The sequence below is a fragment of the Nonlabens sp. MIC269 genome, from assembly GCF_001430865.1.
GTDB lineage: Bacteria > Bacteroidota > Bacteroidia > Flavobacteriales > Flavobacteriaceae > Nonlabens > Nonlabens tegetincola.
On record NZ_CP011373.1, the window covers coordinates 790,191 to 803,506 of the forward strand.

The 13,316-nt window shown below is 34.0% G+C and carries 15 protein-coding genes; 4 read left to right on the forward strand and 11 right to left on the reverse strand.

Annotated features, from left to right (window positions below):
- Nucleotides 1-4: 4 nt before the first annotated feature.
- Nucleotides 5-532: a hypothetical protein gene (locus tag AAT17_RS03630; protein ID WP_060522964.1), complete on the reverse strand. Its 528-nt coding sequence runs from the start codon at nt 530-532 to the stop codon at nt 5-7.
- A 79-nt stretch (nt 533-611) separates the two neighbouring features.
- Between AAT17_RS03630 and AAT17_RS03635 the strand changes: the two genes are divergently transcribed.
- Complete coding sequence (locus AAT17_RS03635; protein ID WP_042279002.1) at nt 612-1,316, forward strand: DUF4197 domain-containing protein; 705 nt, start codon at nt 612-614, stop codon at nt 1,314-1,316.
- Between the two features lie 241 nt (nt 1,317-1,557).
- Nucleotides 1,558-1,758: a hypothetical protein gene (locus AAT17_RS03640; protein WP_042279001.1), complete on the forward strand. Its 201-nt coding sequence runs from the start codon at nt 1,558-1,560 to the stop codon at nt 1,756-1,758.
- A gap of 84 nt (nt 1,759-1,842) precedes the next feature.
- Here the strand turns inward: AAT17_RS03640 and AAT17_RS03645 are convergent, their stop codons facing one another.
- Genes AAT17_RS03645 through AAT17_RS03670 form a run of 6 tightly spaced genes read right to left on the reverse strand, consistent with a single transcriptional unit; the run spans nt 1,843 to nt 8,204 of the window.
- Nucleotides 1,843-3,177: a DUF58 domain-containing protein gene (locus AAT17_RS03645; RefSeq protein WP_060522965.1), complete on the reverse strand. Its 1,335-nt coding sequence runs from the start codon at nt 3,175-3,177 to the stop codon at nt 1,843-1,845.
- Nucleotides 3,177-4,262, reverse strand: coding sequence for a MoxR family ATPase (locus AAT17_RS03650; protein ID WP_082586891.1), 1,086 nt, complete (start codon nt 4,260-4,262; stop codon nt 3,177-3,179). The genes AAT17_RS03645 and AAT17_RS03650 overlap by 1 nt, the downstream gene beginning before the upstream one ends.
- Nucleotides 4,263-4,266: 4 nt before the next feature.
- A complete protein-coding gene (locus AAT17_RS03655) occupies nt 4,267-5,556 on the reverse strand; it encodes a DUF4350 domain-containing protein (protein WP_060522966.1) in 1,290 nt (429 codons plus the stop codon).
- Entirely contained in the window at nt 5,556-6,320 is a 765-nt protein-coding gene (locus AAT17_RS03660) for a DUF4129 domain-containing protein (protein WP_060522967.1), read from the reverse strand. The genes AAT17_RS03655 and AAT17_RS03660 overlap by 1 nt, the downstream gene beginning before the upstream one ends.
- Nucleotides 6,317-7,255, reverse strand: coding sequence for a hypothetical protein (locus AAT17_RS03665; RefSeq protein WP_042278998.1), 939 nt, complete (start codon nt 7,253-7,255; stop codon nt 6,317-6,319). Before AAT17_RS03665 ends, AAT17_RS03660 begins: the two co-directional genes overlap by 4 nt.
- Nucleotides 7,230-8,204, reverse strand: a complete 975-nt coding sequence (locus AAT17_RS03670) for a stage II sporulation protein M (protein ID WP_060522968.1) — start codon at nt 8,202-8,204, stop codon at nt 7,230-7,232. Before AAT17_RS03670 ends, AAT17_RS03665 begins: the two co-directional genes overlap by 26 nt.
- A gap of 36 nt (nt 8,205-8,240) precedes the next feature.
- Between AAT17_RS03670 and AAT17_RS03675 the strand changes: the two genes are divergently transcribed.
- Nucleotides 8,241-8,960 (forward strand): RDD family protein, encoded by a 720-nt coding sequence (locus tag AAT17_RS03675; protein ID WP_042278996.1) that lies wholly within the window; start codon nt 8,241-8,243, stop codon nt 8,958-8,960.
- The gene (locus AAT17_RS03680) at nt 8,960-9,574 is read left to right on the forward strand and encodes a trimeric intracellular cation channel family protein (RefSeq protein ID WP_060522969.1); all 615 of its coding nucleotides are present in this window, start codon (nt 8,960-8,962) and stop codon (nt 9,572-9,574) included. Before AAT17_RS03675 ends, AAT17_RS03680 begins: the two co-directional genes overlap by 1 nt.
- Here AAT17_RS03680 and AAT17_RS03685 read toward each other — a convergent pair.
- Genes AAT17_RS03685 through AAT17_RS03700 form a run of 4 tightly spaced genes read right to left on the reverse strand, consistent with a single transcriptional unit; the run spans nt 9,571 to nt 13,289 of the window.
- Entirely contained in the window at nt 9,571-10,425 is an 855-nt protein-coding gene (locus AAT17_RS03685; protein ID WP_060522970.1) for a rhomboid family intramembrane serine protease, read from the reverse strand. The genes AAT17_RS03680 and AAT17_RS03685 overlap by 4 nt on opposite strands.
- 11 nt (nt 10,426-10,436) lie before the next feature.
- On the reverse strand, nt 10,437-11,156 hold the full coding sequence (locus AAT17_RS03690; RefSeq protein ID WP_060522971.1) for a rhomboid family intramembrane serine protease: 720 nt from the start codon (nt 11,154-11,156) through the stop codon (nt 10,437-10,439).
- Nucleotides 11,157-11,159: 3 nt separating this feature from the next.
- Nucleotides 11,160-12,998 carry a DNA mismatch repair endonuclease MutL gene (gene mutL, locus AAT17_RS03695; protein ID WP_060522972.1) on the reverse strand — a complete coding sequence of 613 codons (1,839 nt, stop codon included), beginning with the start codon at nt 12,996-12,998 and terminating at the stop codon, nt 11,160-11,162.
- Nucleotides 12,999-13,004: 6 nt separating this feature from the next.
- Nucleotides 13,005-13,289: a riboflavin synthase subunit beta gene (locus tag AAT17_RS03700; protein ID WP_042278989.1), complete on the reverse strand. Its 285-nt coding sequence runs from the start codon at nt 13,287-13,289 to the stop codon at nt 13,005-13,007.
- Nucleotides 13,290-13,316: the final 27 nt, after the last annotated feature.

Here is a 13,316-nt window from a genome sequence, read left to right on the forward strand (position 1 = left end):
TTATTTAATTAATACGCATGTAAGTTGCGGTGACAAAATCTGCTTGAGAGTGTCCTTCTTCACCTAGAATAGCAGATGATTCAGCATCCTTTTGAAGTAACACTAAATCGCCGTTAATATCATTACCTAAGGCTGTTTTCTTTGTCCTAGAGCCATTTACGAATATTAAGGGTATCACGTAACTACCTTTTCTTATAACAAAAAGTTTATCTTTTAATTTTCCTTTGAGTATTAATGAATCTTGAGGGATTTTATTTTCATAAAGTACAGCTTTAATCCTGTTATCGCCTTCCATTTTAAGTCCTACCGTACTTAAAGTTGAGCCTATCTGATTTTTTGAATTGTCATGAAAACATAGATCTTTCCATAAGCTGTTTTGTGTATCGCCTGGAACCCTATTTTGATATTCTGCTTCAAACGTATTTTTATTGAAATACATGATATCAGTTGATGTGCGCTTACTTAATTCCTGAGTGGAATAACATGATGATATAAAGGCAATAAGAACAACTAGAGTAATTTTTTTAATCATGGGTTTTTGGTTTTAAAAGAAGTATCAAAGATGATGCCCAAAATCATGGCTAATTGTATCTTTATAAAAATTATTCATCATGAAAAGATTCTCTTTAATTTTTGCTTTACTACTAGTAATTAGTAGCTGTAAAACACTTCAAGATATCGCCAACAACCTACCACAAGGAGGCGCTTTATCCCAAGCCGAAATTGGAAACGGACTAAGAGCTGCACTAGATCAAGGAATTGATAAAGAAGTAACTAAACTCATGCAGAAGGATGGGTTTTACAGAAATGAAGCAGTCAAAATTTTATTACCAGATGAACTGCAAAAAGTAGATAAAGGCTTGCGTAAAATAGGTTTAAGCTCCATAGCAGATGAAGGTTTGAAGTTATTAAATCGTGCTGCCGAAGATGCTACTAAAGAAGCCTTACCCATTTTTACCAATGCGGTAAAGGAAATTACTTTTAACGATGCTAAAAACATACTATTAGGTGATGATAGGGCTGCTACCAGTTATCTAGAAGCTAAAACAACTGAGGAGTTAAGAGCAAAGTTTAGTCCGGTAATTCAAAATAATTTAGGCAAGGTAGGAGCTACAGACTTATGGTCAAACGCGATTACCAAATACAACTCTTTACCACTTACTGATGATGTTAATCCAGATCTTACTCAATATGTAACTGAAAAAGCTCTAGAAGGAGTTTTCAAAATGATTGCACAAGAAGAACTACAAATAAGAAATAAAGTAAGTTCACGTAGTACTGACCTTTTAAAACGAGTATTTGCTTTGCAAGACTAGACTTAATAGTAATTTAACCCTAACATGTTACTGATTTTACATCACTTTTTAAGAATGAATATAATTTTACAGTATCAATGTTAAGGGAAAACATTTTTAAGGGGAAAGAAACCAGGTCTTAATTGATCTGGTTTTTTGTTTAGTCATCTTCTTAAGTTTCAAACAAAATATTAAGTTTTCCTTGTATACGTTTAACTTAATCGCAAGAATACTGAATTACAATATTTTATAATATTGTTATATGGATTCAGGAAAGGAGATAGAACGAGTTAAAAAACAAATTGAGATAAAGGAAAAACATTATACTCAATTAATAAGTAAAGCATTCAAGGTTGCCCCAAAAGATCGTAAATGGAGTGAACGGCTGTGTTCCATTGCAAAAGAACTTAAAAATGAAATACAGCAATTAAGAATTAAAATGGAGCAGTATCAAGAAGTATAATCATAAAATCCTTATAACATTTACTCGCGTTAACAACAGTAATTTTTAACTAATCAATTTCTTCCAACTAGTCGCATACTCCTGTTATAATAATCCTCTAGCCTTAATCTCCAAGTACTTATTGATCGTGTTTATGGTAAGATGTTGAGGTTCCGTAAGGATCGTTTGAATACCAAATTTGTTTAATTCATTAACAATAAGCTTCTTTTCGTAAGCAAACTTTTGAGCTATTGTTTTGTCAAAGATTTCTTGTGTGGTAGTTGCTTCTTTATCTGTAAGCTCCCTTAGTTCAGTATTTTCAAAGAAGATTACAACAAGCAAGTGATTTTTTGCTATTGCCTGCAAATAAGGTAATTGTCGATACAACGCATCTAAGGTTTCAAAGTTGGTATAAAGTAATAATAAACTGCGTTGGGTAATTGACCTTTTGATATCTATATAAAGACGAGAAAAATCACTTTCCTTAAAATCAGTATCCAAGTTAAACAAGGTTTCCAAAATCAAGTTCATTTGTGAGGCCTTTTTTTGAGCCATCACTTGATTATCTACCTTATTTGAAAAGGAAAACATGCCAGCTTTATCTCCTTTCTTAAGTGCAATATTTGATATTACTAAAGTAGCATTAAGAGCGTAATCTACTAATTTGAGCCCTTCGAAAGGCATTTTCATGACTCTACCTTTATCGATAACAGAATATACAGGTTGTGCTTTTTCGTCCTGATATTGATTTACCATTAATTGACTGCGTTTTGCACTAGCTTTCCAATTAATGTTTCTCACATCATCGCCATTCACATACTCTTTAATTTGTTCAAACTCCATCGTATGTCCTATTCTCCTTATTTTCTTCATCCCAAAATCAATAAGTCGATTGCTAAAAGCCATCAACTCATACTTACGCATTTGTAAAAATGAAGGATAACAAGGTATCATTACTTCTTGATTGAACACATATCTTCTACTAACGAGTCCCAATATCGTGTGCACGTGAATATTAAGGCCACCGTAATAATACTCACCGCGATCAACTGGTCTTACTGTGTAGGTATAGTCTGTAGAATTTCCATTTTTTAAAAATCCTTTTATCTCAAAATCCCTTTTTTGAAATTGGATAGGCAATTCATCTATTACTCTTATATGAATAGGAAATGTATATTGATTAGTTACTTTAATTTGAACTGGATTGTCGTCACTGTTAGATAGTTTATCAGGAACTGCTCTCAACGCGATAACTCCTGATTTATTAAGATACAAAGAGAGTGTATCAATAATTGTAAGACCTATCAAACAATAAAAAGCAAAAATGATATAGTCCAGCCATCTGGTAAAGAAAAAGCTTATTACAAAAGCAATTACTAGACCAGCTAGAATAAAAAACAGTCGTTGCCTTAGAAAGAAATTTTTATAAAATCGTTTCACTATCTAGGGATCTCAATGCTGTCTATGATTTGTTCAACCACCTTATCTGTGGTAAAACCTTCCATTTCTCTTTCAGGAGTCAAAATAATACGATGCCTCAATACCGATTTTGATATATACTTGATATCGTCTGGTGTAACAAAATCACGACCCATTATTGCTGCATATGCTTTTGATCCATTCATAATAGCAATACTTGCTCTAGGAGAAGCTCCTAAATACAGGTTAGGATTTTCTCGTGTGTTTAGTGTTATTTGAGCTATATACTTGATAAGGTTATCCTCGATTATGATTTTTTTGATCGTATTTTGATACTCTGTTATTTTATCTGCCGTGAGTACAGGCTCTATTAAAGATTCAGGATCCTTATCAACTCGATTATGATTACCTAGTAGTATACTTATCTCGTCTTGAAGATTAGGGTAATTCACATTGATCTTGAAAAGGAATCTGTCCAATTGCGCCTCTGGTAATCTATAGGTTCCTTCTTGTTCAACGGGATTCTGAGTAGCAAATACTAAAAATGGCGCATTTAAACTATACTCTTTGCCATCTATAGTAACTTGACGTTCTGCCATGGCTTCAAATAACGCTGCCTGTGTTTTAGCGGGTGCTCGGTTTATTTCATCAATCAAAATAATGTTGGAAAATATCGGACCTGGCTTGAATTCAAATTCGTTATTTTTCATCGAGAACACACTAGTACCTAGAATATCACTTGGCATTAAATCTGGTGTAAATTGAATTCTCGAAAAGTTTACTCTCATCGTTTTGGCTAATAACTTAGCCGTTACAGTTTTTGCTACTCCTGGAACTCCTTCTATCAAGGAATGCCCGTTGGCTAGAATAGAAACAATAAGTAAATCGATCATTTCTTCCTGCCCGATGATTACTTTACGCAGTTCAGCTTTAATTCTATTAATTGCCTGAGCTACTTCTCCTAGATCTAATCGGTTTGAAAAGGTAGCTGTTTGTGATGGTTCCGCTTTCGCGAAAGCGTTATCCAAACGATCTACGTGCTGCTCAACAGGTTGTGATCCAGATGAAGAATCGTTAGGTAATTGTGGTGATTGATGATCTTCCATATGTTTATTTTAAGAAAGCGTCTATTTGGTCGTTAAGTTGCTTTAATTCGTATTTATTGTGAACTCCTTTACCCATAAGATAACCAAGGAATTGAACAAATTGAGTGGTTTCTTCCAGTGATTTACCTGTTTTCACAGATAGTTTTTTAATAAATTGTTGATCTAATTTATCTGTCGGAATGTAATAATGTGAACGCACGTGCTCTAGAAAAAAACGTATTTTTTTTGACACAATCGAGCTGTAATCAGACTTCTCTAAATACATATTACTTATAGTCCTAGTGAAGCTAAGTGTGCTGTTTTCTAATGGCTCTACCACAGGAACAGCTCGTTGTTCACGTTTTGACTTAAAAAGAAAATATAGCAGTATACTTCCTAGCGCTAGATACCAGGCCCATCGCAGGTGAACGTTACTTAAAATAAACCTCAATGGACTTTCAATGATTCGTTTACCAGCCTTACCATAATCGTCAAAGAAAACAGGTCCGTCGTTCATGTAGGACATTACCTCGGCGATGTATTGTTCTTTACCATCTTGTAACATGTAGTAATTGGTAAAAGCAATTGGATTAAGGTGATGGTATATGGCCCCATCGCCTACTTTAGTCTCAATAAAATTTGCTTGCGGAATTTCTCTCTCTTTACTTACTATTTTACTGTCTTCAAGTACTTTGGTAAAAGTGCTGTCTGATTCGTTTTCTGAATTTTCAATAAAATTTTTGAGATATCCTTTTAAAGGTTCAAAGGGAAGAACCTCTCCTAATACTTGTGTTCGGGTTGTATCATAACTCACAAAATATCTATAACTACTACCCTTTTTATAAATGTAACTGCGGTTTTTAAAGGACTGGTTGTTTAACCGAACTCTTACTGTATCCTCTTCATAATAAGCATAAGTTTCGTTAGATTCAATGTTTAAAGTATCGGCAAGAGCTCCAAAAACGCTTTTTGTAGAAATAAAAATTTTATTACCGCGACTTGCAAATTCTAAAAGGTCATCAACCTCAGAATTATCAAACCCTAAATACTCATTAATAAACAGGTAATTAGAATTTGTAACTGAGTCATTTTCTTTTAAAAACTGAACAGGATCCTTATCGATTGCTTGAACTTTTTCATCGACAAATAAGTCATCTAGTTGATCATAAAATACATAACTACCGAAAGGTATTTTATCATAACTTGTATAACTAGGCTTCCAGTTCAACGGTGGTGGTGCAGCTGTTTCTATCACTAAAACCGCAAGGACTAGCAGACCAAAAAGAATGAGTAATCTTTTACTTTTTTTATCCATTAAGCACTTGCTTTTTTAAGTAAATTAAAATCCTCTAAAGCCTTTTCATAATTAGATTGATCTATAAAAAACTCTCCGTACCATACGTAATCATACCAATTTGAAACTCTTTTAAAATAAGTTTTCTTTTCTTGATCCTGGATCTCCCGGTAGTACTCTGAATTGGTTTTTTGAAAATCCCATTCAATAATACCTCTCTCACTTAGCATTTTAAGTGATAGTAAATATTGATATCTAATTGCGCTGCGGTAATCTGCTGCTGCAATACTATCTTTAATTAATGTGTTAAAATCAATGTCTGTAATATGTGTATCTTCTAGAGAAACGCTGGGCCCATCAGAAGATCGAGATTTACCCAAAAGAGATGATGGTTTTTCTGTACCTAAAAATCGAATAGAAAAATATAATACTACACCTATTATAAGTGCATAAAATGTATATTCTATAATTTTTGCTGTTAAAGGTGATATTTCAAAACCGAATAGATCCCGTAAACCTTCCAATACCCACGATAAAAATCGTCGGAATATATTGGAGTCGCTACCTTGAACTCGTTGGTATTCAAACTCGGCACTATCGTAAATTTTTGATAGCTCTTCCTTATAATATTTAGGTTTAATCTCCCGATTGTCGTAATTGCGATCTAATGTGTCTACAATTTTATTAGGCTGTAATTCGATATCTTTAATAATATCTTGTATATCCTGACCGTAAACTAGGCAAGAATTAATCAATGCTAATATGACAAAGATCAGTTTTCTCATACGCTTAATTCATCTAAACGTTCTACACGGGTTTTAAGATAAACGTTGTATTTGGACTCGTGTAAATTGAGGTAAATAAACCCAAAAATGAACATAGAAATAAAAGTTACTAATATACCCGATATACTATTGAGACCATAAAAAAGAAAGCTTAGAGCTTCAATGAAAAAATCATTTTGTAGTTCAATGTTATCCAGGTTTGAATTCATAGAATAGAATCCAATTAACATAGCAGGCAATATTTGGAAAAGAATACTAAGTATGTATAAAACTACAAGAGCTACAAACGAAGTAAAAAATGCTTTCCAAAATTTAAAAAATAAGAGTTGCCAACCTCGACCCATGGCATCAGTCATGCTTATCTCATCGGTATACGCATAACAAAAAACACTTAAGCCTATCCAAGTAAAGTAAGTGATAATTAATCCGGCAAAGGCAAAAAGTCCTAGTATTGGTATGAAAATCATTATAACTCCTACAATAGCAACAGGTATCACACAAATTGCCCCTAAAAACAGAATTACAAAACTGCCTAACATTTTTCCTAAGGCTCTTTTGAATACTAGTTTCTTTTCGGGTGTACCGCCTTGCTCCTCATATAGTTTCATGTAAGAGCCAGCCAAAGATGAATTTAAAATATAGATTAAAGCGGTAAGTACATAGGTTGCAAGTGTCCCTATTAAGGTAACAGCATTATTTTGCTGAGCATTTTCTAGTAAATAACCATCTAGATTTCCTGTAGAAATAGCCACGATACTGGAAATACCAGCATCTACAATGTAATTAGTAAGGAACAGTAAAATGATTAAAACAAAATTGTAGGTGATAAATACACTGAACAATGATTTAGATTCTGCCTTTAAAAAATCCACAAAGGCTGTAAGTATCCCGCTAAAATCCCTGTTAATTCTAGGTTCTATGTAAGTGTTGCTCATTTTTTCTTTTTACAAATTGTGGGTAAAAACCATAATACCAAATAATAATAGCTGCACTTATTGCGATGATAATCCAATTTAACACAGGCGGCATGAATGCATATCTCGTTATAAAACCTTCTATAAATCCAGCTGTTATAAATAAGGGTATTGTACTTATGACTACCTTAAGTCCTGCTTTGGCTGCAACAATAAACGACCTACAACGTTCGTAAGTACCAGGAAATAAAATACCATTACCTAGTATAATTCCTGCTGCACCACAAACTACTATTACTGATAATTCTATTGTACCGTGTAACATTATCACTCGCCACGAATCAAGACTAACTCCTTCTTGATAAAACATCGTAAAAAATGCTCCTACCATAATACCGTTAGTGAGAATGACATACAATGCACCCAGAGAAGTAAGTAAACCCAAAGCAAAACATAACATTCCAACTCTAATGTTATTAATGGTGATTCCTAAAAACATAGAACCTTCTCCACTATTTTGATAAATGGCAGTTGGGTTACCGTTTTCTATATTTTCCAAAGTTTGATTCACATACGCATCTGATAGTATTAATCTTACAAAACTATCGTCATTAAGCGCACTAATTGTCCCGATGAAAATTGCTATTAAAAAGGCTCCTACAGCGTATAAGAACTCCTTTTGATAACCAGAAAAGAATAGAGGAAAATCGTGAAAGAAGAATTTAATAATAGAATTTCTACTTTCTTTTTTGTTTTTATAGATTTTCTGATGGGCTTGACTAGCTAGTGAATTTAAATATTTAAGAGTACTGGAATTAGGGTAATAGGTTTGAGCATAAGCCAAGTCGTTGGTTAATTGAATATACAAATTGGAAAGATGATCGGGTGTTAATGAAACTTTTGCGTCCATAGCCCTTTCAAACTCAATCCATTTTTCCTTATTTTGCTTGACAAAAGCTGCCTCGCGCATAGCTTATAATTTTTACAGCTATAAACTTATTAAAGTATGTCTAACACTGCAATAAATACAGCACAAAATGTGAATATAGAATACGTATACGCCGGATTAGGCAAACGTATTTTAGCATTTATTATCGATGCACTGGTGCTATTTGCATATATAATTATACTCACTTTTACCGTTTACCGTGCTATTAGTGTGTTAGACGGAGACAACGATATAGGTGCATATGAGCTTTCCATGATCCCCATTTTTATATATAGCCTTATAATGCATATTATCTTTAATGGGCGCACGGTAGGAAAATTTATAATGGGCATTAAAGTAGTTAAAGAGGATGGTTCTCCTGCAAGATGGAGCGATTTTATTGTTAGATGGATTGTAAGATTGGTTGATTTATGGCTTTTTATGTTCACAGTAGGTACTGTTTCAATTCTCCTAACTGATAAACAGCAACGATTAGGTGACATGATGGCTAAAACAATTGTTATAAACACCAGAAAATCAGTCAACATTTCTCATACAATTCTACAAGAAGTAGATGAAGGGTATCAACCTATTTTTCTCAATGCACACTTGCTATCTGATATTCAAGCAAATGAAATAAAAGAAATCTACAGACTAGCTGGTCAAAGTCGTGATTACAACGTTTTACATCAGCTTCGTTTAAAAATTGAAAGCATACTTCAAATTAAAAGCGACCTCAAAGATGGACAATTCGTACGTACTGTATTAAAAGATTATTTTCACTTAACATCAAAATAATGACGGTTGTTGAAATTGTAGACATTCTAGGAACCGTCGCGTTTGCCATATCTGGTGCAAGTGCAGCAATGCGACGCAAACTAGATCCCTTTGGCGTAATTATTGTTTCCTTTGCAACTGCAGCTGGTGGCGGTACAATTAGAGATGTACTTGTAGGAATTGAACCCGTATCATGGATGACAAATCCCAATTTAATCTACACGATTTTAATCAGCGTGTTTATATCATTTTTATTTAGAAGATACCTAGTTAAAATAAGCAAAACCTTATTTCTCTTTGATGCTATTGGTATAGGTTTATACACTGTTGTAGGTGTAGAAATAGGAATAACTGCAGGTTTGCCGCCTCTTATTTGTGTTACCTTAGGATGTATAACCGCGTGTTTTGGTGGAGTCCTCAGAGACGTATTACTTAATAAAATACCAGTCCTCTTCCGTCGTAATATATACGCAACAGCCTGTATTATAGGAGGATTTATGTATTTTGGACTTAAAAAATTAGGAGTTCCAGCAGCTTGGACTTTTCCTAGCGCTGCTATTACCGTTATACTTATTAGGTTACTAGCGGTTACTTATAAAATTGAGCTACCAAGTCCTTATAAGGTAAAATCTTAATCTTGACTTGCTCTAAAAAGCACATCTTTTTCTTTTTTAGATAAACTATCATAACCAGATTCCTTTATCTTATCTAAAATAGCGTCAATCTCTGATTGATTGGGCTTTTGAGAGTTTTTGACTTTGTTTTTACTGCGGTACACAGTCTTCATTTTACTTGAATTTGGCTTACTAGAAGATCTATCGAACCAACCTTTTATGGTATCTATTACGACTGCAATAGGTTCCATGATCATGTTGCCTTGTTTCGCTTTCGCGGAAGCGTATAAACCAACGGCTGCACCTGCCAGATGAGCAAGAGATCCACCACGATTGTAACCAGAAGTAACACCTATTAGTTCAATTGCCAGTAAGGCATATCCTATATATTTTAATTTAAAAGTAAAGCTGAGTACTCGTAAATCTTGTTCAGCAAAGTAATGAAAGATAAAAAAAAGTATCGCGTAAACTCCTGCACTTGCTCCTACAATCCCACCTTTATTAAAAAAATAAGGCGCAATCGAGGTACCTAAAGTAAAGCTTAAAGCCCCAGCAAGGACTCCTAAAATAAAAAGAGCAATAAAATGCCTAGACTTAAATAGGTTCAAAAAATACCTGCCACCGTAATACAGACCGATTGCATTCCCCACAAAATGTAAAATACTAGAATGAATAAACGCGTAAGTAATGGCACTCCAAGGTTGAAACAACGGTTGTTTCCATCCCGATGGATATACCAAATAGTTATAAGCAGGGACAGAAATCTTACCAATCAACCAAATTGATAGGCTTGAAATAAGTAATACCACAATGAGTTTACCCGATGTGTCAAACCCAGAATAACGTCTTTTAAAATCGTTGATAAAGTCCATCTTTTAAAAAATTAGTCGATACGATATTGATTCATATCATTACGTTTCCAGTACCATGCAATAATGAATCCTACAATCGCTCCACCTAAATGTGCTGCGTGACCTACATTTTGCTGTAAAGTGATAAAACCAAATGCTGATAACGTTTCATAAATCACGTAAATACCTATAAGGTATTTGGCTTTAATAGGAATCGGAATGAATAATATCATAAGTTCTATATTAGGATACAGAAAAGCAAACGCGGCTAATACTCCAAATAAACAACCACTCGCTCCTACCATACCGCTCATCACCTTCCAGCCATAAGGTTCTTGTCTTGTAAAGATTCCTTGTTCCACTTGTTCTACTGTATAACCACGGCTCAATCCTTCATTGATATAATCCATATATTCAAAATATTGAAAACCATAAGTCAAAGCAACTGCTCCAAGTCCTGCGCTTAAATAGAAGAATAAAAACCTGTTGCTACCCCAGCGTCGTTCTATGATTGGGCCAAATAATATAAGACCGTACATGTTAAAGAAAATATGTGTTAGACCATATTTACTATGCATGAACATGTGGGAAAAAATCTGCCATATTTGAAACTCGGGATCTTTAAAAAAGTAAAGTACCAATGGATCGTATAAAGCTGGTGCTACCCAACCAGTTCCTATAAAAACCACTACATTAAGTATAATTAAATTCTTAACTACTGGTGTAAGGTTACTAAATAGGTTATTAAACATATCTTATTGAAATTTTGAATCTAATGACTCGCTCGTCATGTTAATAAATATTTTTTTATGGTCGGGTGTAAGTTGTGGCTCGCTACATGAAAACAATTGATTAATAATCGTTTCCATTTCTTGAACACTTAAAATCGCTCCCGTTTTAATTGACATACTTTTAGATAACTGCCCAGCTAACTGCAAACTGAGTTGTGAAGTATCCTTTTCACTTGTAACCTTACTATCCAACACTGATTCTAGAACTGTTCTTACATCATTTTCATTGAGTTCTAAAGGTACTCCTTCAACCTCAACAACATTATCTTTTAGGGTTTTAAAAACAAATCCAGCTCCTTCAAGATGATTTTCAAGCTCCTTAAGCTGCAATACTTCTTGTACTGCAAAATTCAGTTTAACAGGAAAAAGTAATTGCTGGCTTACAGCATGGTTTTTTGAAAGCTGTTTACTTAATTGCTCAAATAATATACGTTCATGAGCCCGTTGCTGGTTCACTAACAAAAGACCACTTTTTAATGTACTTACAATGTACTTGCGTTGTAATTGAAAAATAGGTTTTTGTTGATATTCCTCACGTTGAAATAATTGAGGATTTTCTTCCTGATGTATAGTTTCGTCAATCAACTCAGTTGATTGATTCATTCCAGAATATAATGATTCCCACACAGGAGCTTTTTCCTTTTTAAAACTAGTGAATCCAACATTACTATTGGAAACCTTAGATGCACCAGAGTCTTTAAATGGATTAAAATCAGGATTAACCTCTATTCGTGGTTTTTCAGCTTGTGATTGCCGTGCTACTTCATAGGGAACTTCATATTGTTGTTCTAGGTTAAAATCAATTCCTTGAACTGAAAATTGACCTAGAGCATGCTTTACACTAGCTCTAATAATAGCATACAAACTGTGTTCATCATCAAATTTCACTTCAGTCTTAGTAGGGTGAATATTAATATCAACACTATCTGCTGGGACAGTTAAAAACAAAAAATAACTAGGTATCGCTTTATCTTTTAATAACCCTTCAAAAGCACTCACTACTGCGTGATGAAAATAGCTATGTTTTATAAATCGGTCGTTCACAAAAAAGAACTGTAGCCCACGAGATTTTCTTGCAAATTCGGGTTTACCTACAAAACCACTGATATTAATCAACTCTGTTTCTTCTTCAACGGGAACTAGTTTTTCATTTGATTTGGGTCCCATGATATTAACCACTCTTTGTCTGAGAGTACTAGTAGGTAATTGGAAAAGAGAATTATTATTATGATCAAATGAAAATTGTATACTGGGATGAGCCATGGCAACACGATGAAACTCATCAGTAATATTACGCAGCTCTACTTGATCAGATTTTAAAAATTTACGACGCGCGGGAATATTGAAAAACAAATTACGAACGCTTATCATGGTTCCTTTTGCAGTTACAGTAGGTTCTTGTGAGGTTACTTTGGATCCTTCAATCTTTAATAACGTTCCCAGGCTATCACTGTCCCTTTTTGTTTTTACTTCGACATGAGCCACCGCAGCTATAGATGCAAGAGCTTCTCCTCTAAATCCCTTTGTATTTAAATTAAAAAGATCTTCGGCTGTTGTAATTTTTGATGTAGCATGTCTTTCAAATGCCATTCTTGCATCTGTCATGCTCATCCCTTTACCATTATCTATTACTTGAATTAAAGTTTTACCAGCATCTTTAACCATAAGTTTAATGGAGGTAGCACCTGCATCAATGGCATTTTCAAGAAGTTCTTTGACTACACTAGCGGGACGTTGTACAACCTCACCAGCTGCAATCTGGTTTGCCACGTGATCTGGCAATAGTTTAATGATATCAGACATGTATTGTTAAAACCTAAAAATGGAAAAATCAAAATCGATGAACCAAAGGAATAATAGTACAAGAACAGCTATGATAATAAGAATACGATTTTTAACAGCAACGTCCATACCGCTAGAATAATCATCTGCAGCTGCTTGAAACTTGCCTTTTATGCCTTTTGTTTTTTGTAAGGTTTTACGGTGCTCGTCAAACTTACCTTTTATTTCAAAGGGTCTTCCACCATCCTCATTTTTGTAATAACGAGGTTGATAATCGTACTTTTTATTTTTTCTGCGATGTAAAATTCCCATAATCGATGCTTTACAAATTTACAATAT